This window comes from Roseicyclus sp., assembly GCF_018402035.1.
GTDB lineage: Bacteria > Pseudomonadota > Alphaproteobacteria > Rhodobacterales > Rhodobacteraceae > Roseicyclus.
Map to the genome: position 1 here is coordinate 1 of NZ_JAGYJN010000005.1, position 23746 is coordinate 23746.

The window sequence follows — 23746 nt, forward strand, 5'->3', positions numbered from 1 at the left end:
ATCCCCTTCTTCGTTTCAAAAATATCCCGGGGGGAACACCCGGCACGGGTGTGGGGGGCAGCGCCCCCCCTAAGCCCCGCCGCAAACCGGGCAATCGCCCCGCCGCGTCAGCTTGATCTCGCGGCTTTCACCCATCAGCGCATCATGGATCAGCATCCGCCCCGCTAACGCTTGGCCCGCACCCGTGAGCCGCTTGACCGCCTCCATCGCCATCATCGCCCCGATCACACCGGGCAGCGCGCCCACCACGCCTGTCTCGGCACAGGTGGCCGATAGCCCCGGCGCAGGGGCTTTGGGAAAGATGCACGCCATGCAAGGCGCGCCGCCGGCGGGGTCATAGATCGTCACCTGCCCCTCCCATGCCGAGATGGCCCCCGCAACGACGGGCTTCCGCGCGGCCACGGCGGCACGGTTGATCATGGCACGGACAGCAAAGCTATCGGTGCCATCGATAATCAGATCATACTCGGCAAACAGCGCCTCGGCGATCTCTGCGGTCAGCATCCGGTGATAGGGGCGCACCTCGACATGCGGATTGATCGCCGCGATGGATTTCTGGGCCGAGAACACCTTGGGCATGCCTTGGCGCGCATCGGTATGGATCACTTGGCGCTGTAGGTTCGACAGGCTGACCACATCGGCATCGATCACCCCGATCCGCCCCACACCTGCAGCCGCCAGATACAACAGCACAGGCGCGCCCAAACCACCCGCGCCCACGACCAGAACACGTGCCTCTTTCAACGCCCGCTGACCCGCGCCCCCGATCTCGCGCAGCGTGATATGGCGGGCGTAGCGCTCCAACTCCTCATCCGAAAACGGCCCCTTGGGTGCTGCAACTGGCACGGCCTCAGCCTTGCGCCCCGCCCGCGCACGCAAAGCGCCAAGCCCGCCGCGATAGATCAGCACCAAACCCACCAGCAGACCCACAAACACCCACTCGCCCAGCGACCCGCCCGTCGCCTGCCGCAAGGGATGGGCCAAGGGCAGCACGATCTGCACCGCCACCACCGCCAGATAGAGCAGCCCAAGCATGACAAAGCGCGCCCGGTAAGGCGTCTTCAACAGATGCCCCAGTCCCCAAAGCATCCCGGCCAAGACAAGCACGAACACCATTCACGCCACCCCGGTCGAGCCGAAACCACCCGCGCCGCGCGCGGTCTGATCCAAGCTGTCCACAGCCGCAAAGCGCGCTTGGATCACCGGCGCGATCACCGCTTGCGCGATGCGCTCGCCATGACCCACCACGAAATCCGCTTGTCCAAAATTCACCAAGATCACCCCCAAAGGCCCGCGATAATCGCTGTCAATCGTGCCGGGACTATTGGGAAGGCCCACCCCATGCTTCAGCGCCAACCCCGAGCGTGGCCGGATCTGCATCTCATAGCCCTCGGGGATCGCCACGCGCAGCCCCGTTGGCACCAAGATCCGCGCGCCGGGGGCCAAGATCAGCCCCGCTGCGCGATCCTCGGGCAAGAGATTGGCGCGCAAATCGGCACCCGCCGCCCCTGCAGTCGCATAATCGGGCAGCGCCACAGCAAGATCGGCCCATGGCTCGCGCAAGACCTCGATCACCACGCCCATGCCACCCCCTTCATCTTTCCAAAAATACGCACCCGCCGTTGCCGTTCAGGCCAGCGCATCCGCGATCCGCAAGGCCAGCCGCCGGGCAACCTCGGCCTTGGGCAGGCGCGGCCAGCTTTCGGCCCCTTGGTCCGTGATCAACATCACCGCGTTCTCGGCCCCGCCCATGATCCCCGTCTCGGGCGAGACATCATTGGCCACGATCCAGTCACAGCCTTTGCGCGCGCGCTTGGCCGTCGCATGATCCACGACGGTCTCCGTCTCGGCGGCGAAACCCACCACAAGGCGCGGGCGGCCTTCGCCCATCTGCGCCACGCGGGCCAGAATGTCGGGGTTTTCCGCAAACTCCAACATCGGCGGCCTGCCCGTGCCATCCTTCTTCATCTTCTGGCCAGCGGCATTGGCCACCCGCCAATCAGCCACGGCTGCGGCGAAGACGGCCGCATCGGCCGGAAGAGCAGCCGCCACGGCATCGGCCATCTGTTGCGCCGTCTCGACCGCGATCACATCAACACCCATCGGCGCAGGCACGCTGGCCGGGCCTGTCACAAAGCTCACCCTTGCCCCCAGATCGCGCAGCGCGCCAGCCAGCGCCGCGCCTTGCGCACCAGATGAGCGGTTGGCGATGTAGCGCACAGGATCGATCGGCTCATGGGTAGGGCCCGATGTCACCAAAACATGCCGCCCCTTGAGTGGCCCATCACCCAGCGCCGCCCCAATCGCCGCCACGATCTCGGGCACCTCGGCCATGCGGCCCGGCCCAAACTCGCCGCAAGCCATCGGCCCCACGCCCGGTCCGACGACCATGACGCCATCGGCCTGCAATTGCGCTAAATTGCGCTGCGTCGCGGGGTGTTCCCACATCCGCACATTCATCGAGGGCGCGATCAGCACGCGCTTATCGGTCGCCAAAAGCAGCGTGGTGGCCAGATCGCCCGCCAGCCCAGAAGCCATCTTGCCCATCAGATCGGCGGTCGCGGGGGCCACCACCACCAGATCGGCGGCGCGGCTCAACTCGATATGGCCCATCTCGGCCTCATCGGTCAGATCGAAAAGATCGCGGTACACCTTTTGCGCCGCCAAGGCCGAGACCGACAGCGGCGTCACGAATTCCTCGCCCGCCCGCGTCAAAACCGGGGTCACGCGCGCGCCGTGCTCGCGCAGCCGCCGGATCAGGTCAAGCGCCTTATAGGCCGCGATCCCGCCGCCGATGATCAACAAAATTCGCTTATCCGCCAGCATCTCGGGTCGCCCTTTTGCACCACGCCAAAGGTTAGGGGCGCGCCCGGTCAAGGGCAATGCCAATCTCCCAAAGGCTGTGCGCGCAAACCGCTGGTGTCAGCGCAGAAAAGCGATGATTTGGGTGGGAACCAACGCCTCATCCTGCCCGATGCGCGCATCAGGTGCGGCGACAGAAAGCGACAGGACGAACAGCCCTGCCAAAAGCACCAAAGGCGCATGGAAGATCACGCGGCGAAGAATGACCGCACCTCTTTGGATTGTGCCTCAAGGGTTTTGCGCATCTTGGCAAATGCTGCCGCTTCAAGCTGGCGCACCCGCTCCTTGGATAGGCCAAGCTCATCGCCCAAGCTTTCCAAGGTGCGCGGCTCATCACGCAGCTTGCGCTCGCGCACGATGAAGCGTTCACGCTCGTTGAGCGCCTGCATCGCCATGATCAACCAATCGCGCAGCTGCGCAGTGTCATGGTTGGCCTCAACGATCTCGGAGGCTTGCGCGCTGTCATCTTCCAGCGCGTCGATCCATTCGCGCCCATCCTCATCGACCGATTGGGTCGCATTCAGCGAGTAATCAGACCCCGCCAAACGCCCTTCCATCATCTCGACGTCATGCAGCGGCACGCCCACTTCGGTGGCGATCATCTGGCGCAGCTGATGCTTATCAAGGCTTTGGCCAGCCGCCTGCGCCTCGCGCTCGAGCCTTGCTTGCACACGGCGCATGTTGAAAAACAGCGATTTCTGCGACGAGGTCGAGCCGGTGCGCACCATTGACCAGTTGCGCATCACGTAATCTTGGATCGACGCTTTGATCCACCACACCGCATATGTCGAAAAACGCACACCACGGTCGGGGTCGAATTTATCAGCAGCCTTCATCAGGCCAAGACCCGCCTCTTGGATCAGGTCATTCATCGGCGCGCCATAGCGTTTAAACTTGGCCGCCATCGAGATCGCAAGCCGCATATAGGCTGTGACCAGACGGTGCAGCGCCTCTTCATCGCGCTGGTCGCGCCACGCATAGGCAAGGCGCAATTCCGTTTCAGCATCCAAAAGCTCGGCCCGCATCGCGCGGCGGCTGAGGTTCTGATCGCTACCCATGTCTAGTGCCATCTTGGACCCCCCGGTTCCTCTTGATCACGCATCGGCAAGTCACGTTCTGTTAGTATTTACGCAGCGGGTCGCGTTCCGGTTCACTTTTGGGATGGAAAAAAATCTGACTTCGGTGAAATCGTGCCGAAACGGCAAAGCGCATTCTGGCTTTGGCCCAAGCACACAGGGATTTTGCGATGGAATACACGCTTTTGATCGGGGATCGTTCTTACTCAAGCTGGTCCTTGCGCGGCTGGCTGCCCTTTGCGGCCTTCGACATCCCGGTCAAGGTGCAATCGAATATCCTTTACCGCGCGGCATTCGCCGATGATCTGGCGGCCTTTGCCCCCGGTCTGCGCAGCGTGCCAGCCCTCAAAACACCGCAAGGTGGGCTTTTGACCGATTCCATCGCCATCGCGTGGCATCTGGCCGAGGCTTTTCCCGAGCGCGGGCTTTTGCCCTCAGACCCTGCCCAGCGCGCGATGGCACAAAGCCTGATCGCCGAGATGCATTCAGGCTTTGGCGCGCTGCGCAGTGCTTGCCCGATGAACCTGCGCAATGCATGGGCGGGCTTTACCCCGTCCGCGGCGGTTTTGGCCGATCTTGCCCGGATCGAGGCGATTTGGAGTGCCGCCCGCGACCGTGCCGATGGTCCGTTCCTCTTTGGCACCTATACGCTGGCCGATGTGTTCTATGCCCCCGTCGCCATGCGCATCGCGGGCTATGGCCTGCCTGTGTCGGACCGCGCGCAAGACTATGTCGCGGCGCATCTGAACCATCCGCCGCTGCGCCAATGGCGCGCCTTGGGGCTGACGGATGGGCCGGAGCAGGCGACCTATGAGATGGGTCTGCCGCGCCTGCCCTTTCCGATCACGCCACCGGAAATCTAACCCGTGGCATTTACCCTTGGTTAACGCTTGGCCGCTAAGTGTTAACCATGTTCGACACAGCCCGCGCCGAAAGCCTCGCCCGTATCAATACCGTCGCTTTCGAGGGGCTCGAGGCGCGCAGGGTCGAGGTGCAATGCGCCATCACCCCAGGTATTCCCGCTTTCGCCGTCGTGGGCCTGCCTGACAAGGCGGTGTCCGAGGCGCGCGAGCGGGTGCGCACCGCGCTCTCGGCGATGGCGATCGCGCTGCCCTCCAAGCGCATCACCGTGAACCTCTCGCCCGCCGACCTGCCCAAGGAAGGGTCGCATTTCGACCTGCCCATCGCGCTGGCGCTTTTGGCAGCGCTCGACATCATCCCGCGTGAAAAGGTCGAAGAGGCGATGGCGCTGGGGGAACTGTCGCTCGATGGCAGCTTGGTTGCGGTCATCGGCGCGCTGCCCACGGCCCTTGCAGCAGGCGAGGATGGGCGCGTGCTTTACTGCCCCCAAGGCTGCGGGGCCGAGGCCGCTTGGGTCGGGGCCACGACCGTTTACGCCGCCCCCGATCTGGCGCGGCTCATCGCCCATCTGACCGAACGCGCCCCGATGGAGCCTGCCCGCCCCGGCGAGGTTGTCGCGACCGCCCATCTCAAATGCCTCTCTGAGGTGCGCGGCCAAGAACGCGCCAAGCGCGCGCTTGAGATTGCCGCCGCAGGTCGCCATCATTTGCTGATGGTCGGCGCGCCGGGGTCGGGAAAATCCATGCTCGCTGCGCGCCTGCCCGGTATCTTGCCCGCGCTTTCCGCACCCGAGGCGCTGGAAACCTCGATGATCCATTCGCTGGCAGGGCTTTTGGATGATGGCGGTATCTCACGCACGCGCCCCTTTCGCGCGCCGCATCATACGGCCTCCATGGCCGCGATCGTCGGCGGTGGGCGGGGTGCCAAGCCGGGTGAGATCAGCTTGGCCCATAATGGCGTGCTTTTTTTGGATGAATTCCCCGAGTATCCGCGCGCGGTGCTCGAAACCCTGCGCCAGCCGATCGAGACGGGCGATGTGGTGGTGGCGCGCGCCAATGCGCATGTCACCTATCCTTGCCGCTTTCTGTTGATCGCGGCCGCCAACCCCTGCCGCTGCGGCCAGCTTTACGATGCGGCGCAGGCCTGCGGGCGCGCGCCCTTGTGCGGGGCGGATTATATGGGCCGAATTTCCGGCCCCTTGATGGACCGCTTCGATCTGCGCCTCGAGGTGCCGCCTGTGGCATATGCCGATCTCGACCTGCCCGCGACGGGCGAGCGGAGCGCGGTTGTCGCCAAGCGCATCGCTGCCGCGCGCGCCGTGCAGGCGGCCCGCTTTTCAGCGCTCGGCGCGTCAGCGCGGGTGAACGCCGATGCCGAAGGCACGCTTTTGGACCAGATCGCCACCCCCGATACGGCGGGCAAGGCCATGTTGCTACAGGCGGCCGAGCGCTTCAAACTGACCGCGCGCGGCTATCACCGGATCTTGCGGCTCGCGCGCACCATCGCCGATCTGGAGGGCGATGAAACCATCGGCCAACCCCATATCGCCGAGGCTGTGGGCTATCGGCTGATGGGCGGGGCAGGCTAAGGCGGCGTCTGCATTTAACTGATCCAAGCCATTGCGCGGACGAGATTTACGAAGGCGGCAAATGAGCTGACTGCCTTTTCACAACGCAAGGCGATGCGGCGGAAGCGTTTGATCCGATTAAAGAAACGCTCGAAAAGGTTGCGTTCTTGTAGAGAGCCCAGTCGATGGGATGGCGGATTGCGCGGCTCAGGTTCTGCTTGATCTGCGCCTCCGCTCCAAGACCGTCGGCAATGAAGCTACGCAGGTGGTCCGCGTCCTAGGCCGCGTCGGCGATCACATGGCTGACGCCCCTGAGATCTTCGATCAGACCCCGCGCCTGAGGGCAATCACCCCATTGGCCCGGCGTGATCGTGAACCGGATCAGTAGGCCGAGCGCATCGACCGCGGCATGGATCTTGGTCGTCAGCCCCCCCTAAAGCGGCCAAAACCGGCAGCTTCAAGCCCCCCCTTTTGAGAGGTTGCGTCCGCATGTGTCTTGCAGCTGTTCGGCGTGGCGCTCGAACCGGTGGCGCGCTCACGCCTCACCATCGAAAATGACGTATTCGAAGTCCGGGTCAGTGCTTAACGCTTTGAAAAGGCTTTCCCAAACGCCAGCAATCGTCCAGCGCCGGAAACGAGAATGCACCGTGCGCCAATTGCCGAGTTCAGGGGGAAGATCGCGCCACGGTGAAGCACCCCGCGCCAGCCATAGGATCGCGTCGAGAAACAGCCGATTGTCAGCCCCGGTGCGCCCACGATCACCCTCCTTGCCCGGAACCAAGGGCGCGATGATCGCCCACTGCCTGTCTGTCAAAGTCCGTCTGCTCACAACCGCCTCCCGTTTTTGATCTTGAATCAAACGCGAAACGTTTAGGGAATCCCCTAAATGCAGACGCCGCCTAGCGCCTAGCCAAGCCGCGCCTCGATCGCTTCCCAAATGCGGGCGGCGACATTGACCCCATCGAAGCGTTCCAATTCCTGAATGCCGGTGGGTGAGGTCACGTTGATCTCGGTCAGGTAGCCACCGATCACATCGATGCCGACAAACACCTGCCCCATCTCTTTCAAACGTGGCCCGATAACGGCACAAATCTCATGCTCGCGCGCGGTCAAACCGATCTTCTCGGCGCGGCCGCCAACATGCAGGTTCGAGCGCGTCTCACCCGCCGCAGGCACACGGTTGATCGCGCCCACGGGCTGCCCATCGACCAAGATAACGCGCTTATCGCCCTTGGCCACATCGGGCAGATATTTCTGCGCGATGAGCGGCTCGCGGTTCATGCCGGTGAACAGCTCATGCAGCGAATTGAGGTTGCGGTCGCTTTCGGGCAAGCGGAACACACCCGCGCCCCCATTGCCGTAAAGCGGCTTAAGGATGATATCGCCATGGCGGTCCTTGAAATCGCGCAAGACCGCCAGATCGCGCGCGATGGTGGTGGGCGGCGTCAGATCGGGAAAGTCGAGCACCAAGAGCTTTTCGGGATTGTTGCGCACCCAAAACGGATCATTGACCACCAAGGTCTGGCCCTTGAGCCGGTCAAGCAAATGGGTGGTCGTGATATAGCCCATGTCGAAGGGCGGATCTTGGCGCAGCCATACGACATCGACATCGGCCAGATCCAGATCGATCATCGGCCCCAAATGCGCATGATCGCCCTTCACACGCTGTACGCGCAGCGCATGCGCACGCGCCATGATGCGCCCCTCGCGGTAGCTCAGGTGATCGGGGGTATAGAAAAACAATTCATGCCCGCGCGCCTGCGCCTCTTCGGCGAGGCGAAAGCTGCTATCGGCATCGATATTGACCGACCCGATCGGGTCCATCTGAAAGGCGACTTGCATGCTCTAGCTCCCGGGCTTTGCGCGATGGCCTTGTTTGGCCCGTCACGCGCCAAGGCGCAAGACCGGGTCGCGCAACCGATCCCTCAACTTGCCTGAAGCGCGTTGGGGATCACCTCGATCCGCCCGATCTGATCAACCAAGGCCACATCAAAGCGCATCGGTGTCAGCGAGCCCTTGCCGAAAAAGCCAAGTGCAACCTCGGCACTGGTCAAAAGCCGCGCAATCTGGCGGCGCGACAGATGCGCCACGGCCTGCGCAAAACTGCGCGAGGATTTCACCTCGACAAAGATGATCTCACCGGCCTTTTCCAACACAAGATCAATCTCGCCCGCCGCGCCGCGCCACCGGCGGCACAACAGGCGATGGCCCCTTGCAGTATAAGCCGCCAAAACCGCATCTTCGGCCGCCTTGCCCGCAAGATAGGACTTCAATCCGCTCATGTCGCATCCTCATCCTTGAGCGCCAAGGCGCGCTGATACACATCCCGCTTGGGCAAGCCCAAGGCATTGGCCACTTCTTCGGCCGCGTCTTTCACCCGCAAGCGGCCAAGCGCATCACGCAAGGCCGTATCGATATCGGCGGCATCGACCACCACCGCCAAGGGCCGCCCCACGACCAAGGCAATCTCCCCTTTCACAGCGCCATCTGCCAAGCTGTCACGCAAGCTTCCCAGCGTGCCGCGCCGCACCTCTTCGAATCGTTTGGTCAGTTCCCGGCACAGGGCCGCCTCACGCATTTCGCCCCATGCCTCGCATAACTCACCTAACAATCGGTAAATGCGTTTTGGGCTTTCATAGATCACCAAGCTTGCCGGAACCGTGCCGATCTCGTCCAGCCAGCGCGCGCGGGCACCGGCCTGTGCCGGGGGAAAGCCCGCAAACATGAACCGATCTGATGGCAAGCCCGAGATGCTCAATGCCATGATCGCGGCCGATGGTCCGGGTGCGGCTGTCACCGGCAGGCCAGCGTCGATCACCGCGCGCGCCAACTGGTAGCCGGGATCAGCGACAACCGGCGTACCCGCCTCCGAGGCATAGGCGACGCTTTTGCCTTCGGCGAGCGCGCGCAAGATGCGCGGGCGCACTTCCGCCCCGTTATGGTCGTGATAGGCCAAAAGCGGCCGACCGGCCAGTTTGACGCCGTGGATCTCCATCAGATGGCGCAGCGTGCGGGTATCCTCGGCGGCCAAAACATCGGCGCTGGCCAAAATATCAAGCGCGCGCAGCGTGATGTCGCGCGCCGCCCCAATTGGGGTTGCCACCAGATAAAGCCCTGCCGCTAAAGGTTTTTGGCGCGCGATCCCCGCATCTGCAGCCTCGAATTCATCGTGCATCGGTGATGTCTCGCCCGTCGCGCCGTGCATCATGCCGGCATCGTTTACTTGTCACCGCGAACGCCTTAGCCTAGGTCCATGGCAATGGCCGCGTCCACCGGAGGTGCGTGTACGATGATTTCCGCTTTGCGTCTTTTCCGCAAGCCCTTGCGGCTCATGGGGCTTTTCGTGGCAACAGCAGCCCTTGCCGCCTGCCAAGGCACGGGAACCGCGACCGGCCCGACCATGGGCGGCCAGACCGTGCAAGTCGCCATGCTTTTGCCGATGAGTTCGCAGCAAGGTGGCGACGCGGTCATCGCGCGCAATCTTGAGAATGCAGCGCGCATGGCGGTGGCCGATCTGTCGGGCATGTCGATCGAGATCACCGTCTATGACACAGCAGGCGATGCCGCGCGCGCCGCCAATGTCGCGCGCGAGGCGGTGGCCGCCGGTGCCGATGTCATCTTGGGCCCCTTGCGCTCTGATGCGGCTGCGGCTGTCGGGGTTGCTGTCGCCGGGTCCAACATCGCGGTCTTGAGCTTTTCCAACAACACCGAGATCGCGGGCGGCAATGTCTTTGTTTTGGGCCATACCTTCGCAAATACCGCCGCGCGGGTCGTCAGCTACGCCGCAGCGCAGGGGCGCAATCGCATCGTCGTGGCCCATGGCCAGAACCTCGCAGGCGATGTGGCACGCGACGCGGTCTTGCGCGCAGCACAGGCGGCCAGTGCGGATATCGTGTCCGTCGTGCCTTATGAATTCTCGCAAACCGGCGTGATCGACGCTGTTCCGCGCATCGTGACCGCGGTCAATGAGACGGGCGCAAACGCGCTGATGATGACCGCCGATAGCGCGGGCGCGCTGCCCTTCTTGGCGCAGCTTTTGCCGGAGAACGGCCTTGATATCGCGGCTGTGAAAATGATGGGGCTGACGCGTTGGGATACGCCACCACAAACGCTCGAGCTTTCGGGGCTGCAAGGTGGCTGGTTCGCCGTGCCTGATCCGCAAGCCACGGCCGATTTCAACGCGCGCTACACTGCGGCCTATAGCGGCCCGCCGCATATCCTTGGCGCCTTGGGCTACGACGCGATACGCGCCGTGGGCGAGACCGCCGCCGCCACCGGGCGTTTGGGCACAGCGGATCTTACGGCAAGCACTGGTTTTCAGGGTGCGAACGGGGTATTCCGCCTGCTAAGCGATGGCACGAACGAACGCGCCATGGCGATTGCACAAGTGACCCAAAATCAGGTGGCCATGATTGACCCCGCCCCAAGACGCCTTGGCGGTCTCGGTTTCTGACCGAAACCCGACCCTTCCCCCGACCCCATCCGAACCGGGCGAGCTGATCGCACCGGCCAGTGATATCTTGGACGAAGCCGCACTGTGCGCCGCCCTCGATGCCGCGACGGCCGGGCTGTCAGATGGTGCTGCGCTGCGCGCGGCGGCCACACACTGCCTACAGGCGGCGCAAGACAAGGGCCGCGCCGTCATCGCCGCAGGGATCACCGCCCAGCCGATGACCGCGCGGCGCATCACGCGCGCCTATGCCCATCTCACCGATGGCCTTGTGCGCGCGGTGCTGCATGTCGCCCATGCCCATATCGCGCCGGGCGGCGCGCCGATGACCCAACAGATGGCGGTGATGGCCGTGGGCGGCTATGGGCGCGGCGAAATGGCCCCCCATTCTGATGTCGATCTGCTGTTCGTGACCACCCGCGAGATCACGCCGCAGATGGAAAAGCTGATCGAGTTCGCGCTCTACATCCTGTGGGATCTGCATCTCAAGGTCGGCCATGCCAGCCGCACGCTCAAGGAATGTCTCAAGCTCGGCAAGCAAGATGTCACCATCCGCACCAGCCTGTTGGAAATGCGCCAGATCAGCGGCGATGCTGCCATCGCGCAAGAGCTCCAAAAAACCCTGCGCGAGAAATTGTTCCGCGGCACGGTCGGTGAGTTCATCGAGGCCAAGCTCGAAGAGCGCGCGACCCGTCACCGCAAGCAAGGCGGCCAGCGCTACGTGGTCGAGCCGAATGTCAAAGAGGGCAAGGGCGGCCTGCGCGATCTGCAGACGCTTTATTGGATCGCGAAATACGAACATGGCGTGGCAAATGCGGGCGATCTGGTCGCGCTTGGCGTCTTCTTGCCCGAGGAATTCGCCGCCTTCGACGCGGCCGAACGCTTCTTATGGGCGGTGCGCTGCCATTTGCACCTGATCGCGGGCCGCGCCCAAGATCAGCTGACCTTTGACAATCAGGTCGCCGTGGCCGAGCGGCTTGGCTACCGCGACCATTCCGGCCGCCGCGCGGTCGAGCACTTCATGCAAGACTACTTCCGCCACGCCACCCGCGTGGGCGAGTTGACGCGCATCTTCCTGACCGAGCTTGAAGCCCGCCATGTCAAACAGGAACCGGGGCTTTTCGGGTTTTTCCGTGGCCGCCCGCAACGCAAGAAACTCAAGCCCGGCTATGTGGTGAAACAAAACCGCATCAGCGTCGCCAATGAGGCGGCCTTTTTCGCCGATAAGCTCAACATGCTGCGCCTGTTCCAAGAGGCGCTGCGCACCGGCTATTTGCTCCATCCCGATGTGATGCGCGCAGTCTCGGCCAATCTCAAACTGATCGACGAAGAGATGCGCCGCGACCCCGAGGCGGTGGGTATCTTCCTCGATCTGCTTTTGAAACATGGCAACCCTGAACGCGCGCTGCGCCGGATGAACGAATTGGGCCTGCTCGCGGCATTCTTGCCCGAATTTGCGCCCATCGTCGCGATGATGCAGTTCAACATGTATCACAGCTACACGGTCGATGAGCACACGATCCAAGTCATTTCGACCTTGGCCCAGATCGAGCGCGGCGAGTTGAAAGAGGAATTGCCCGTCGCCTCGGGCATTTTGAAAAGCACCATCAACCGCAAGGTGCTGTATCTGGCCTGCCTCCTGCACGACATTGGCAAGGGCCGGAAAGAGGATCATTCGATCCTTGGCGCGCGCATTGCACGCAATGTCGGCCCGCGTCTTGGGCTAAAGCAAGCCGAGACCGAGACCGTGGAATGGCTGGTACGCTATCACCTGCTGATGTCGGACATGGCGCAAAAGCGCGATATCGCCGACCCGCGCACGGTGCGCGATTTCGCCAAGGCGGTCAAAACCCGCGAGCGGCTTGACCTGCTGACCGTGCTGACGGTGTGCGACATTCGCGGCGTCGGCCCGCATACATGGAACAACTGGAAAGCGACGCTATTGCGCGGGCTGCACCGCGCCACCGCCATGGCGCTTGATACCGGGCTGGAAGATCTCAACCGCGACAAGCTGGAAGGCGAAGCAAAGCGTAGCTTGCGCGACGCCTTGGCAGGCTGGCCCAAGCCCGATCTCAAGGCCGAGATGGATCGCCATTATGGCCCCTATTGGCAGGGGCTTGATCTGGCCACGCAAGTGACATTCGCCGAAATGCTGCGCGATCTGGGCGATGACGAAATCCGCATCGATACCCGCGAAGACCTCGACCGCGATGCCACGCGCGTCTGTTTCGCGCTCAATGACCACCCCGGTATCTTCAGCCGCTTGGCGGGTGCCTTGTCGCTTGTGGGTGCCAATGTGGTGGACGCGCGGACCTATACCTCCAAGGATGGCTACGCCACGGCCGTGTTCTGGGTGCAAGACGCCGAAGCCAACCCCTACGAGGCGCGCCGCCTGCCGCGCCTGCGCGACATGATCGACAAAACCCTCAAGGGCGAGGTTGTGGCCTCGCGCGCCTTGGAAGGCCGCGAAAAGATCAAGAAACGCGAACGCCCCTTTGCGGTCGCGACCAATATCACCTTCGATAATGACGGCTCGGAAATCTACACCATCATCGAGGTTGATACCCGCGACCGCCCCGGCCTGCTTTATGATCTGACCAAGACCTTGGCCGCCTCCAATATCTATATCTCATCGGCCGTGATCGCGACCTATGGCGCGCAGGTGGTCGATACCTTCTACGTCAAGGATATGTTCGGTCTGAAACTGCACGCCAAATCCCGCCAAGAGGCGCTTGAGCGCAAGCTGCGCGACGCGATTGCGCGCGTGGCCGAACGGGCGGGCGCCTGATATGGCCACGGCCCTGCGCCCCATCCGCCTGATCGCGGGCTTTATCACCGTGGGCTTTTGGACACTGGCCAGCCGCATCTTGGGCTTTGCACGCGACATCATGATCGCGGCCTATATGGGCACGGGGCCCGTGGCCGAGGCGTTTTTCATCGCCTTTTCCCTGCCCAATATGTTCCGCCGCTTTTTCGCCGAAGGCGCCTTTAACACCGCCTTCGTGCCGATGTTCTCGAAAAAGCTGGAGGCAGGCGAGAACCCGCTGGGCTTTGCGCGCGATGCGTTTTCCGGGCTTGCGACGGTCTTGATCGTGCTGACGCTGGCCGCCCAGCTTGCCATGCCATGGTTCGTTCTGGCGATGGCGGGCGGTTTTGCGGGCGATGTCCGGCTGGAGTTGGCCGTTGATATGGGGCGCGTGGCCTTTGGTTATATCTTGTTCATCTCGCTCGCGGCCCTGCTCTCGGGGTTGTTGAACGCGACAGGGCGCTTTGCCGCCGCCGCCGCTGCACCGATCTTGCTCAACCTGATCTTGATCGCCGCGCTGATCTTGGCCGAAAGCGGCGCGGTCGCGGGTGCCACCTTTGACGTCGCCACACCCACCACCGCATCGCTGACGGGGCTGCATCACGGCACGCTGCTGGTTTGGGGAACGGTGCTGGCAGGCATCGCACAGCTTGCCCTTGTCTGGGTCGTGGCCGCGCGCCTTGGCTTTCGGCTGGTGCCACACTGGCCGCGCCTGACCCCCGATATGCGCAAGCTTGCCATGATCATGCTGCCCGCGATGCTGGCCGCAGGCGTTGTGCAGGTGAACCTTCTCGTGGGCCGCCAAGTCGGCAGCTTCTTTGACGGTGCCATTGCATGGATGTCGCTCGCCGACAGGCTTTACCAACTGCCGCTTGGCGTGGTGGCCATCGCCATCGGCGTGGTGCTGTTGCCCGACCTCTCGCGGCGCTTGCAGGCGGGCGATACCATCGGCGGGCGTGACGCGCTCAGCCGCGCAGGCGAGATTAGCCTTGCGCTGACCGTGCCCGCCGCCGTGGCACTTTGCGTCATCCCCACGCCGCTGGTCTCGGTCCTGTTCGAACGCGGGGCTTTCACGGCTGATGACACCGCGCAAACCGCGCTGGCACTCGCGGCCTACGGTTTGGGCCTTCCGGCCTTTGTGCTGCAAAAGGTGCTGCAACCGCTCTATTTCGCGCGCGAAGATACGCGCAGCCCCTTTCGCTTCGCGCTGGTGGCGATGGTGGTCAATGCGGTGGTGGCCATCGGGCTGGCCATGACCATCGGCTTTGTCGGTGCCGCGATTGCCACCAGCGTTGCGGGCTGGACGATGGTATGGCTGCTTCTCCGCGGCAAGCGCGACATGGGCGAGGTGGCGCGCTTTGACGACCGCTATCGCCAACGGCTTGGGCGGATCGTGCTGGCCGCCTTCATCATGGGGCTTGGCCTTGTGATGGGTGCAACCGCGCTCTCGCCGCTTTTGGGCACGGCTGGCTGGCGCTATCTCGCGCTGTTGATCTTGGTGCTCTGGGGGCTCGTGCTTTACGGCATTGCGGGCCAGCTTTTGGGCGCTTTCCGCCTGTCAGAGTTTGGCCGCGCCCTCAGGCGGCGCTAACGCTGGCGCAGCTTGTCCAAGAGCCGCGCCCATCCGCCGGGCCGCAGCAGAAACGACAGCGCAAACCCCGCGACAAAACCCGACAGATCGGCCACCACATTGGCAAACTGCCCCTCGAGCAACCCAAAAAAGATCTGGATCGCCAATAGCATGCCGATCAGCCCAAAGGCGCGGTAACGATTGCCGCCGCGCAGCCGTGCCTCGGTCCACATGATATAGGTAAACGCCCCGATCAGCCCGTAAACACCGGGATAGCCCCCGATCAACGAATAAGGGCTGTCGATCAGCACCACAAACCCCAAGCCCCCCACAATCGCCGAGGCCCAAAACAGCACGACAAAGGCAAGTGGCGAAAACACCTCCGCCACCATCTTGCCGATGGCAAGGATGAACACCACAACAAAGGCGGCATGCACAAAGCCGCTATGGATCAGCGGATAACTCAACAGCCGCACCAATTCCCCCGGCAAAATCTCGCCGCGCGCTTGCATATACGCCAAGATTTCGTCGAAGACGCCATAGTCGCGGATCGCATCGAGCCGCCAACCGACACCGGCCGCACCCCCCAAGAACCCCATGCTCGCCGCTTGGAACATCACCTCCAACCCCGCGATCACGACCGACAGCGCCACCACCACGGGCGGCAATGCGTTGAACGGCGATGCGTTATGGTCTTGCATGGCTGGCCTGCCTTTGGTTGACGCGCTCTGCCCCCGTGGGTAAGCGATGGCGCGGCGCTTGGCCAGTGGGGCGGCGTCATCGACCAGCCAAGGAATGATCATGGCACAGACCGCTTTCACCCCGCGCGTGTTCTCGGGCATCCAGCCGTCCGGCGGGCTGACGCTGGGCAATTACCTCGGCGCGATGAAACGTTTCGTCGAGATGCAGGATGCCGGCACCCATGAGACGATCTTTTGCATGGTCGATCTGCATGCGATCACGGCCACCCTGCCCCCGCCCGACCAACTGCGCCACAACACGCGCGAGCTATGCGCGGGATTTCTCGCCATCGGAATCGACCCGGAAAAATCGATCCTCTTCAACCAATCCCAAGTGCCCGAGCACGCGCAAATGGCGTGGATCTTCAACTGCATCGCGCGCATGGGTTGGATGGGCCGCATGACCCAGTGGAAGGACAAGGCAGGCAAAAACGCCGAAGCGGCCTCCCTTGGCCTATTTGCCTATCCTACCCTGATGGCCGCCGATATCTTGGTCTATCATGCCACCCATGTGCCGGTGGGCGAGGATCAGAAACAGCATATTGAGCTGACCCGCGACATTGCGGCCAAGTTCAACCATGATTACGGCGTCGATTTCTTCCCCATCGCGGAACCCGTGATCGAAGGGGCCGCCACGCGGGTGATGAACCTGCAAGACGGGACCAAGAAAATGTCGAAATCCGACCCCTCGGACAAGACGCGGATCAACCTGACCGACAGCGCCGATGAGATCGCGAAAAAGATCCGCAAGGCCAAGACCGACCCCGACCCGCTGCCCGAAACGCTCGATGGCCTTGATGGCCGCCCCGAGGCGCGCAATCTGGTCAATATCTACGCAGCCTTGGCCGATATCGCGCCGCAAGCGGTGCTCGATCAACATGCCGGCGCACTCTTTGGGCATTTCAAGATGGCGTTGGCTGATCTGGCCGTGGCGAAAATGGCCCCCATCTCGACCGAGATGACACGGCTGATGGCCGACCCGGCCGAGATTGACCGCATCTTGGGCCGTGGGGCCGCGCGCGCGCGCGCGATCACCGCACCTATCCTTGCGCGTACCTATGACATTGTGGGCATGCTGCGCAGTTAAAGCAAAACCCCGCCCTTTTGGGGCGGGGTGTTTCGATTATTCGTACGAAAATTCGGTTCACATCACAGCTGACGCTCAACCATCATCTTCTTGATCGAGGCAATCGCCTTGGCCGGGTTCAACCCCTTGGGGCAGGTCTTGGCGCAATTCATGATGGTATGGCAGCGATACAGCTTGAAGGGATCTTCCAGATCGTCCAAGCGCTCGCCTGTCGCCTCGTCGCGGCTATCGATGATCCAGCGATAGGCATGCAATAGCGCCGCTGGTCCAAGATAGCGATCCCCGTTCCACCAATAGCTGGGGCAAGAGGTCGAACAGCAAGCGCACATCACGCATTCGTAAAGGCCATCAAGCTTGTCGCGATCCTCGATCGACTGGCGCCATTCTTTTTCGGGGCGCTGGGTCTTGGTCTCGAGCCACGGCATGATCGAGGCATGCTGCGCATAGAAATGCGTCAGATCCGGGATCAGATCCTTGATCACCGGCATATGCGGCAAGGGGTAGATTTTCACATCGCCCTTGATCTCGTCCATGCCATAGATACAGGCCAGCGTGTTGATCCCGTCGATATTCATCGCGCAAGATCCGCAAATCCCCTCGCGGCAGGACCGGCGGAAGGTCAGCGTGGGGTCGATCTCGTTCTTGATCTTGATCAGCGCGTCCAAAACCATCGGCCCGCAGCTATCCATATCGACCCAATAGGTATCGACGCGCGGGTTTTCCCCATCGTCAGGGTTCCAACGATAGATCTGGAATTTGCGCAGATTATTTGCCCCTGCGGGCTTGGGCCAAGTCTTGCCCGTGCGCATACGGGAATTCTTGGGAAGGGCCAGTTCAACCATGGATCATATCCTCCGGGTCCGGTCGGCGGTCACAAGATCAAGGGCCGCGTTGGCCCCGCACCTGTGAGTTGTCGAAAACAATTGTCATAGACAAGCTGCGGGTCGCGCCCTGCGATGAAATCGCTGGTGATCGTCACACTGCCCCGCGCGGCGGCACCGCCTGTGCCATAGCCAACCCCGATCTCACCACGGGGTTGAACGGCCAGACGCGCGCGCTCTGTGCATTGCGCAAAGGCGTTTTCTTCGCTCACCTGCCCACAGGCCGCAAGCAAAGGCAGCGCCAGCGCCACAAGGGGCAGTGCGCGGATCAATAGACCCGCGCCTTGGGCTTGATCTTCTCCAGATCGATACCGCCCTCGTTATGGCCCATCAGCGGGTTCAGGTGCACAGGGCGATAATCCAGATCGACCTTTTCGCCATCGACCACGGCCAGCGAATGCTTGCGCCATGTGCTGTCGTCGCGATCAGGATAATCCTCATGCGCATGCGCGCCGCGGCTTTCCTTGCGCGCCTCGGCCGACACGATGGTGGCCATCGCATTGGGCATCAGGTTCGTCAGCTCAAGCGTTTCCATCAGGTCCGAGTTCCAGATCATCGAGCGATCCGTGACCTTGATATCATCCATCTTGGAGGCGACGCCCTTCATCTTCGCCACACCCTCGGCCAGCGTCTTGTCGGTGCGGAACACCGCCGCATCGGCCTGCATCGTCTTTTGCATCTCAAGGCGCAATTCGGCGGTCGCGATATTGCCCGAGGCGTGGCGGATATCGTCAAAACGCGACAAGGCAAAATCGAGCGAGGCTTTCGGCACATCGGGCACCGCGCTGGCGCGGTCCACGACCTCGCCGGCCTTGATCGCGGCGGCCCGGCCAAAGACGACCAGATCGATCAAGCTGTTCGATCCCAGACGGTTCGCACCATGCACGGATGCACAACCCGCCTCGCCCACGGCCATCAGGCCGGGCACGATCGCATCGGGGTTTTTCGCCGTGGGGCGCAGCACTTCGCCCCAATAATTCGTGGGGATGCCGCCCATGTTGTAATGGACCGTCGGCAGAACCGGGATCGGCTCTTTGTTCACATCGACGCCTGCGAAAATGCGCGCCGATTCCGAGATACCGGGCAGCCGTAGCGCCAGCGTTTCAGGCGGCAAATGGTTCAGGTGCAGATGGATATGATCACCATCCTTGCCCACACCGCGCCCCTCGCGGATTTCCATGGTCATGCAGCGCGACACCACATCGCGCGACGCCAGATCCTTATAGGTCGGCGCATAACGCTCCATGAACCGCTCGCCTTCGGAGTTGGTCAGATACCCACCCTCGCCGCGCGCGCCCTCAGTAATCAGGCAACCCGCGCCATAGATGCCGGTGGGGTGGAACTGCACGAATTCCATATCCTGCAAAGGCAAGCCCTGACGCGCGACCATGCCACCGCCATCGCCGGTGCAAGTATGCGCCGAGGTGGCCGAGAAATAGGCCCGCCCATAGCCGCCCGTGGCCAAGACGACCATCTTGGCGCGGAACACATGCATGGTGCCATCGTCAAGCTTCCAAGCCACGACGCCCACGCATTTGCCCTCATCGTCCATCAACAGATCGGTGGCGAAATACTCGATGTAGAATTCGGCATTGTTCTTGAGCGATTGGCCGTAAAGCGTGTGCAAGATCGCGTGACCCGTCCGGTCTGCGGCGGCACAGGTGCGCTGCACTGGCGGGCCTTCGCCAAACTCGGTGGTGTGGCCGCCAAAGGGGCGCTGATAGATCTTGCCATCCTCGGTGCGCGAAAACGGCACACCGTAATGCTCAAGCTCATAGACCGCCTTGGGCGCTTCGCGGGCAAGGTATTCCATCGCATCCGTATCGCCCAGCCAGTCCGACCCTTTGACAGTGTCATACATGTGCCAATGCCAGTGATCCGGGCCCATATTGCTCAGGCTGGCGGCGATGCCACCTTGGGCTGCAACAGTGTGCGAGCGTGTCGGGAACACCTTGGTCACACAGGCGGTTTTCAACCCCTGTTCGGCCATGCCCAGCGTCGCACGCAGGCCTGCACCACCCGCGCCCACGACGACAACGTCATAGGTGTGGGTATTGAGTTCGTAAGCGGGAGAGAGCGTATCTTTCATCTGCGTCCTCACAGTGCAATCTGCGCCAATGCCACAAGCCCGCCTGCGGCAAGCCCGTAGCAAAGGATCGTCGTGACAATCAGGCCGATCTTGCGGCTCAACCCACGGAAATAATCTTCGATCAACACCTGCATGCCCAAACGCATGTGGTGCATCCCCACGACCAGATAGGCCGAAACCACCAGCGCGGGCATCGGCCGCGACAGGCTCGCCACCACATCGGCATGGGGCTGGCCCAAAAGGCCGCCAATGATCAAAAGAAAGAACGGCGTCAGTAGCAATAGCGCCACCGAAGTGACCGTCATCGTCCAGTGATGCGCGGTCCCCGACTTGGCGGAACCAAGACCCGTCACGCGCTTGCGGTCGGTTACATAGGCCATCTTGTCCCCCCTCAGATCGCGATCAAGGTCAGCGCGGTCAGCACGACCGAACCGATGATCATCGCCCAGCCAAGCTTATCGGACATCGCAACATCAAGCCCACGCCCGGTATCCCAGATCAGGTGCCGCACACCGCCCAGCGCATGATACCACAGCGCCAAAACCGACAGCCCCATCACGATATCGCCCAAGACCGAGGTGATCAGCCCGTCAATCACGCCAAAATAGGCACCACCGCTTGCGGCGGCCATCAACCACCAGACCACCGCGATCGCGCCAACCATCAACCCGTTACCGGTGATGCGCACGAAGATCGACGTGATCGAGTTCAACTGGGGGCGGTAAATCGTCAAATGAGGGGAAAGCGGTCTGTTTCCCCGGTTCACATCGGCCATAGCGTGGACCCTTCCGGCTATTCTAAGGTCTGGCGGTTGTCGGATAGTATCAATAGCGCCTTTTGCGTCACTGTCACCTGCAACGATCTTGCATTCTTGGGTGCGGCTTGGGGCGTAACGCCGCAGATGCAGGTTTTGTGATCACAGTTTTCAATCATGTGATCACAAAGCAGCACCAGCCGCCTATCACAATGGAATCAACACCCAATAATCCAGATCAAGCAAGATATGCGACAGGTATTTGCCCGCATCATCGCGCAGCGCCCCGGCTTTTCCGGCTTCATTCACCGCCACCAACCGCAGGCGCATGGCACCCACACCCGGCGCTGTGGTCGGTGCCATATCCAACACCTCTGACCACGCCCTAACCGTATCGCCTGCAAAACACGGGTTGGCATGGGCACCGCCATTGATCGCCACGATCATCTGCGCATTGGCCAACCCGTTGAAGCTCAGCGCGCGCGCCATCGAGATGACATGACCGCCATAGATCAACCGCCGCCCATCCTCGCGCAGCGTGCCGTCGTAATGGGTCTTGGCGGTGTTCTGCCAAAGCCGCGTGGCGAGCATATGCTCGGCATCCTCGATGGTCACGCCATCAACATGGTCGATCACCTCACCCACCGCATAATCGCCCATCCGGTGGGGCTCACCGGCCAGCGCGAAATCATAGTGGGTAAAATCCAACCCCGTCGGAATCACCAGCGCCGCCGGATCGACCACCGCCGCCAGATCGGGCACCACCGCATTGGGTGCGGGCGCGTCCAGATCGTTTTTGCGCACCATCACCCAGCGCACATAGTCCAGCACCAGATCACCGCGCTGATTATGGCCTTGGGTGCGGACATAAACGACCCCGGTCTTGCCGTTGGAATTCTCCTTCAGCCCGATCACCTCGGAGCGGGCGACCAGCGTATCGCCGGGCCAAACAGGCGTATGAAACCGCGCTTCCGCATAGCCAAGATTGGCCACGGCGTTGAGCGAGATATCAGGCACCGTTTTGCCAAAGACCGTGTGGAAGGCGATCAGATCATCCATCGGACTGGCCGCCAGCCCACAAGCGCGCGCAAACTCATCCGAGGAATGGATCGCACCGCGCGCAGGGTAAAGCGCATGATAAAGCGCGCGCTCCCCCCCCGACACCGTGCGCGGCACGGCATGGGCAATCACCTCGCCCAGCCGATAATCCTCGAAAAAGCGGCCCTTGTTGGTCTTGGCCCCCGCCATGCTACTGCGCCCCTAGCTTCATCTCGGGGCTATAGGGGGTGTCGATCTCCTTGGTCACGGCCTGACCACAGCGCATCACACCGCGCGCTGCATCAAACGACATCACCGGGTCGCCATGCAGCACCCAGCCCTTTGACAGCGCCTCCGACACCTTGTGGCAAAAGGCCGAGGTGTCATCTTCGGTCAGCAAACGATAGATTTTCATGCCAGCCTCACATCGGGAAAGGGTAATAGCCAAGCCATGTGTGCACATAGGCCACGACGCCATAAAGCACCGCACCCACGCCGAACGCGATCACATCTTTCAACAGGCTGGTATTGCTCGGCCGCTCCCAGTTGCGATTGGCGCGGTTGATCAAGATCACCGACACGACCGCCCAAGCCAGCATGCCACCGAACAAGATGATCGAAGCCAGATCGCCATTCACCAGCAAATGCGCAACCGCCCAAGCCTTGACGCCCGTCAACTGCTTATGACGCACCCGCGCGGCCATGGTGCCGTTGATATTGCTAAGCGCAAAGAACCAAAAGCCGATCAGGATCAACAGGTTGGCGATATGCGTCATAAAGGCCGGCGGCACCCAGACACTCACGAAACCCGCATTGCGGTAGCCCACCACCATCGCCACCAGACCGGCCAGCATCACCAGCGACAAGATGCCTTTGCCCGCATTGCCCCATGCCGCGCGCGCCTCGGGGGCAAGGCGCTTGACCCAATGCCCGCCTGCGAACAACGCGATCCCAAGGATCAGAAGAAAATAACCCATTACGCAGCATCCCCTTTTGCGATTGCTTCTGCTTTGGCCAATGTAGCACGCGCCGTCTCGACATGGAGATTTTCTACGATCTTGCCATCCACGACGGCGACGCCTTGGCCATTTGCCCGCGCCTCCTCATAGGCGGCGATCTGGCGCCGCGCGAGGGCGATCTCAGCCTCCGATGGGGCAAAGGCCGCATTGGCAATCGCCACCTGCGCAGGATGGATCAGCGTCTTGCCGTCAAAGCCGAAATCCCGCCCCTCGGCACATTCGGCGGCCAACCCTTCCTCGTCCTTAAAGGCGTTATAGACCCCATCGACACAGATGATGCCAGCCGCGCGTGCCGCCAATAGGCAATGCTGCAAGGCCATGACCATCGCACCGCGTGTGCGCGCGCCCAAATCCTTGGCCAGATCATTGGTCCCCATCACGAAGCCCGCCATGCGGGGCGCGCGCGCAATCTCGGCGGCGTTCAAGATGCCCTGCGGCGTCTCCATCATCGCCCAAATGCGCGTGTGCGCCGCCGCTGGGATCGCATCAAGCTTGGCCGCCACAGCCGCAACATCGGCCGCACTGCCCACTTTGGGCAGCAAGATCGCCTCAGGCCCAATAGCCGCCATCGCGGTCAGATCATCTGCGCCCCAAGGCGTGTCCATGCCGTTGATCCGCACGATCTGCGCCCGCGCGCCATAGCCGCCCTGCGCCAAGACCTGCGCCAAGAGTGCGCGCGCATTGGGCTTTTCCTCGGCGGTCACCGCATCCTCCAAATCGAAGATGATCGCATCGACGGCCAAATCGCGCGCCTTTTCCAACGCGCGGTCACGCGATCCGGGAATATAAAGCACAGAGCGGTAGGGGCGGGCGCGCAGGTCCATCAACCTTCTCCTTCAGTCAGGCAGGGGGCGGTTCTGAGCGCGGCACCGACCACAGCTTGGCCCCGAACGCAAGGGTGCGCATGCCGCAGCGCAGCAAAAATATTGCGCGTGGCGCATGCAAG

24 protein-coding genes and 1 pseudogene are annotated in these 23746 nt (G+C 62.4%); 6 read left to right on the forward strand and 19 right to left on the reverse strand.

All coding sequences use genetic code 11. From position 1 onward, the window contains the following. Positions 1–69 precede the first annotated feature (69 nt). From KG698_RS09485 to KG698_RS09500, 5 genes are all read right to left on the reverse strand, one after another. Positions 70–1116, reverse strand: coding sequence for a molybdopterin-synthase adenylyltransferase MoeB (locus tag KG698_RS09485; protein ID WP_213685341.1), 1047 nt, complete (start codon positions 1114–1116; stop codon positions 70–72). Further along, the gene (gene dut / locus KG698_RS09490; RefSeq protein ID WP_213685342.1) at positions 1117–1584 is read right to left on the reverse strand and encodes a dUTP diphosphatase; all 468 of its coding nucleotides are present in this window, start codon (positions 1582–1584) and stop codon (positions 1117–1119) included. A gap of 45 nt (positions 1585–1629) precedes the next feature. Beyond that, entirely contained in the window at positions 1630–2826 is a 1197-nt protein-coding gene (gene coaBC, locus KG698_RS09495; RefSeq protein ID WP_213685343.1) for a bifunctional phosphopantothenoylcysteine decarboxylase/phosphopantothenate--cysteine ligase CoaBC, read from the reverse strand. Positions 2827–2922: 96 nt separating this feature from the next. Continuing rightward, positions 2923–3054: a hypothetical protein gene (locus KG698_RS15580; RefSeq protein WP_300983459.1), complete on the reverse strand. Its 132-nt coding sequence runs from the start codon at positions 3052–3054 to the stop codon at positions 2923–2925. Next, positions 3051–3932 carry an RNA polymerase factor sigma-32 gene (locus tag KG698_RS09500; protein ID WP_213685344.1) on the reverse strand — a complete coding sequence of 294 codons (882 nt, stop codon included), beginning with the start codon at positions 3930–3932 and terminating at the stop codon, positions 3051–3053. Before KG698_RS09500 ends, KG698_RS15580 begins: the two co-directional genes overlap by 4 nt. Positions 3933–4108: 176 nt before the next feature. Between KG698_RS09500 and KG698_RS09505 the strand changes: the two genes are divergently transcribed. Then, a complete protein-coding gene (locus KG698_RS09505) occupies positions 4109–4801 on the forward strand; it encodes a glutathione S-transferase (RefSeq protein ID WP_213685345.1) in 693 nt (230 codons plus the stop codon). Positions 4802–4848: 47 nt separating this feature from the next. Next, positions 4849–6387 carry a YifB family Mg chelatase-like AAA ATPase gene (locus KG698_RS09510; RefSeq protein WP_213685346.1) on the forward strand — a complete coding sequence of 513 codons (1539 nt, stop codon included), beginning with the start codon at positions 4849–4851 and terminating at the stop codon, positions 6385–6387. A gap of 14 nt (positions 6388–6401) precedes the next feature. Here the strand turns inward: KG698_RS09510 and KG698_RS09515 are convergent. The 4 genes and pseudogenes from KG698_RS09515 to rsmI all read right to left on the reverse strand — a co-directional run bounded on the left by KG698_RS09515 (position 6402) and on the right by rsmI (position 9541). Next, positions 6402–7195 (reverse strand): annotated as a pseudogene (locus KG698_RS09515) (IS5 family transposase). Positions 7196–7272: 77 nt separating this feature from the next. Next, positions 7273–8208, reverse strand: coding sequence for a glutathione synthase (gene gshB / locus KG698_RS09520; protein ID WP_213685347.1), 936 nt, complete (start codon positions 8206–8208; stop codon positions 7273–7275). 83 nt (positions 8209–8291) lie between these two features. Beyond that, positions 8292–8648: a YraN family protein gene (locus KG698_RS09525; protein ID WP_213685348.1), complete on the reverse strand. Its 357-nt coding sequence runs from the start codon at positions 8646–8648 to the stop codon at positions 8292–8294. After that, on the reverse strand, positions 8645–9541 hold the full coding sequence (rsmI, locus tag KG698_RS09530) for a 16S rRNA (cytidine(1402)-2'-O)-methyltransferase (protein WP_213685534.1): 897 nt from the start codon (positions 9539–9541) through the stop codon (positions 8645–8647). Before rsmI ends, KG698_RS09525 begins: the two co-directional genes overlap by 4 nt. A 114-nt stretch (positions 9542–9655) precedes the next feature. Here rsmI and KG698_RS09535 point away from each other — a divergent pair, with 114 nt between their 5' ends. From KG698_RS09535 to murJ, 3 genes are read left to right on the forward strand one after another with little or no spacing between them, the layout of a single operon-like run. After that, positions 9656–10819: a penicillin-binding protein activator gene (locus KG698_RS09535; protein WP_213685349.1), complete on the forward strand. Its 1164-nt coding sequence runs from the start codon at positions 9656–9658 to the stop codon at positions 10817–10819. Between the two features lie 43 nt (positions 10820–10862). Further along, positions 10863–13604, forward strand: coding sequence for a [protein-PII] uridylyltransferase (locus tag KG698_RS09540; protein WP_213685535.1), 2742 nt, complete (start codon positions 10863–10865; stop codon positions 13602–13604). 1 nt (position 13605) lies between these two features. Continuing rightward, positions 13606–15213: a murein biosynthesis integral membrane protein MurJ gene (gene murJ / locus KG698_RS09545; protein ID WP_300983465.1), complete on the forward strand. Its 1608-nt coding sequence runs from the start codon at positions 13606–13608 to the stop codon at positions 15211–15213. On the opposite strand, the gene KG698_RS09550 is transcribed toward murJ, so the two are convergent. Continuing rightward, a complete protein-coding gene (locus KG698_RS09550; RefSeq protein ID WP_213685350.1) occupies positions 15210–15893 on the reverse strand; it encodes a rhomboid family intramembrane serine protease in 684 nt (227 codons plus the stop codon). The two genes, murJ and KG698_RS09550, sit on opposite strands and share 4 nt — an antisense overlap. A 100-nt stretch (positions 15894–15993) precedes the next feature. Between KG698_RS09550 and trpS the strand changes: the two genes are divergently transcribed. After that, positions 15994–17019, forward strand: a complete 1026-nt coding sequence (gene trpS / locus KG698_RS09555; protein WP_213685351.1) for a tryptophan--tRNA ligase — start codon at positions 15994–15996, stop codon at positions 17017–17019. A 62-nt stretch (positions 17020–17081) separates the two neighbouring features. Here the strand turns inward: trpS and KG698_RS09560 are convergent, their stop codons facing one another. The 9 genes from KG698_RS09560 to KG698_RS09600 all read right to left on the reverse strand — a co-directional run bounded on the left by KG698_RS09560 (position 17082) and on the right by KG698_RS09600 (position 23624). Further along, positions 17082–17861, reverse strand: coding sequence for a succinate dehydrogenase iron-sulfur subunit (locus tag KG698_RS09560; protein WP_213685352.1), 780 nt, complete (start codon positions 17859–17861; stop codon positions 17082–17084). Positions 17862–17890: 29 nt separating this feature from the next. Beyond that, positions 17891–18172: a hypothetical protein gene (locus KG698_RS09565; RefSeq protein ID WP_300983467.1), complete on the reverse strand. Its 282-nt coding sequence runs from the start codon at positions 18170–18172 to the stop codon at positions 17891–17893. Then, entirely contained in the window at positions 18169–19989 is a 1821-nt protein-coding gene (gene sdhA, locus KG698_RS09570) for a succinate dehydrogenase flavoprotein subunit (protein WP_213685353.1), read from the reverse strand. The genes KG698_RS09565 and sdhA overlap by 4 nt, the downstream gene beginning before the upstream one ends. An 8-nt stretch (positions 19990–19997) precedes the next feature. Further along, positions 19998–20369 carry a succinate dehydrogenase, hydrophobic membrane anchor protein gene (gene sdhD / locus KG698_RS09575; RefSeq protein ID WP_213685354.1) on the reverse strand — a complete coding sequence of 124 codons (372 nt, stop codon included), beginning with the start codon at positions 20367–20369 and terminating at the stop codon, positions 19998–20000. An 11-nt stretch (positions 20370–20380) separates the two neighbouring features. Next, on the reverse strand, positions 20381–20764 hold the full coding sequence (gene sdhC, locus KG698_RS09580; RefSeq protein ID WP_213685355.1) for a succinate dehydrogenase, cytochrome b556 subunit: 384 nt from the start codon (positions 20762–20764) through the stop codon (positions 20381–20383). A gap of 186 nt (positions 20765–20950) precedes the next feature. Further along, the gene (locus KG698_RS09585; protein WP_213685356.1) at positions 20951–21991 is read right to left on the reverse strand and encodes a MaoC family dehydratase; all 1041 of its coding nucleotides are present in this window, start codon (positions 21989–21991) and stop codon (positions 20951–20953) included. Between the two features lies 1 nt (position 21992). Continuing rightward, entirely contained in the window at positions 21993–22196 is a 204-nt protein-coding gene (locus KG698_RS09590) for a DUF1737 domain-containing protein (RefSeq protein ID WP_213685357.1), read from the reverse strand. A gap of 7 nt (positions 22197–22203) precedes the next feature. Then, positions 22204–22758 (reverse strand): NnrU family protein, encoded by a 555-nt coding sequence (locus KG698_RS09595; protein WP_213685358.1) that lies wholly within the window; start codon positions 22756–22758, stop codon positions 22204–22206. Continuing rightward, complete coding sequence (locus tag KG698_RS09600) at positions 22758–23624, reverse strand: CoA ester lyase (protein ID WP_213685359.1); 867 nt, start codon at positions 23622–23624, stop codon at positions 22758–22760. Before KG698_RS09600 ends, KG698_RS09595 begins: the two co-directional genes overlap by 1 nt. Positions 23625–23746 lie beyond the last annotated feature (122 nt).

Coding starts and splice junctions, on each gene's coding strand:
- KG698_RS09485 (WP_213685341.1), bottom strand. CDS start 1,116: ATGGTGTTCGTGCTTGTCTTGGCCGGGATGCTTTGGGGACTGGGGCAT.
- dut (WP_213685342.1), bottom strand. CDS start 1,584: ATGGGCGTGGTGATCGAGGTCTTGCGCGAGCCATGGGCCGATCTTGCT.
- coaBC (WP_213685343.1), bottom strand. CDS start 2,826: ATGCTGGCGGATAAGCGAATTTTGTTGATCATCGGCGGCGGGATCGCG.
- KG698_RS09500 (WP_213685344.1), bottom strand. CDS start 3,932: ATGGCACTAGACATGGGTAGCGATCAGAACCTCAGCCGCCGCGCGATG.
- KG698_RS09505 (WP_213685345.1), top strand. CDS start 4,109: ATGGAATACACGCTTTTGATCGGGGATCGTTCTTACTCAAGCTGGTCC.
- KG698_RS09510 (WP_213685346.1), top strand. CDS start 4,849: ATGTTCGACACAGCCCGCGCCGAAAGCCTCGCCCGTATCAATACCGTC.
- gshB (WP_213685347.1), bottom strand. CDS start 8,208: ATGCAAGTCGCCTTTCAGATGGACCCGATCGGGTCGGTCAATATCGAT.
- KG698_RS09525 (WP_213685348.1), bottom strand. CDS start 8,648: ATGAGCGGATTGAAGTCCTATCTTGCGGGCAAGGCGGCCGAAGATGCG.
- rsmI (WP_213685534.1), bottom strand. CDS start 9,541: ATGCACGATGAATTCGAGGCTGCAGATGCGGGGATCGCGCGCCAAAAA.
- KG698_RS09535 (WP_213685349.1), top strand. CDS start 9,656: ATGATTTCCGCTTTGCGTCTTTTCCGCAAGCCCTTGCGGCTCATGGGG.
- murJ (WP_300983465.1), top strand. CDS start 13,606: ATGGCCACGGCCCTGCGCCCCATCCGCCTGATCGCGGGCTTTATCACC.
- KG698_RS09550 (WP_213685350.1), bottom strand. CDS start 15,893: ATGCAAGACCATAACGCATCGCCGTTCAACGCATTGCCGCCCGTGGTG.
- trpS (WP_213685351.1), top strand. CDS start 15,994: ATGGCACAGACCGCTTTCACCCCGCGCGTGTTCTCGGGCATCCAGCCG.
- KG698_RS09560 (WP_213685352.1), bottom strand. CDS start 17,861: ATGGTTGAACTGGCCCTTCCCAAGAATTCCCGTATGCGCACGGGCAAG.
- sdhA (WP_213685353.1), bottom strand. CDS start 19,989: ATGAAAGATACGCTCTCTCCCGCTTACGAACTCAATACCCACACCTAT.
- sdhD (WP_213685354.1), bottom strand. CDS start 20,369: ATGGCCTATGTAACCGACCGCAAGCGCGTGACGGGTCTTGGTTCCGCC.
- sdhC (WP_213685355.1), bottom strand. CDS start 20,764: ATGGCCGATGTGAACCGGGGAAACAGACCGCTTTCCCCTCATTTGACG.
- KG698_RS09585 (WP_213685356.1), bottom strand. CDS start 21,991: ATGGCGGGGGCCAAGACCAACAAGGGCCGCTTTTTCGAGGATTATCGG.
- KG698_RS09590 (WP_213685357.1), bottom strand. CDS start 22,196: ATGAAAATCTATCGTTTGCTGACCGAAGATGACACCTCGGCCTTTTGC.
- KG698_RS09595 (WP_213685358.1), bottom strand. CDS start 22,758: ATGGGTTATTTTCTTCTGATCCTTGGGATCGCGTTGTTCGCAGGCGGG.
- KG698_RS09600 (WP_213685359.1), bottom strand. CDS start 23,624: ATGGACCTGCGCGCCCGCCCCTACCGCTCTGTGCTTTATATTCCCGGA.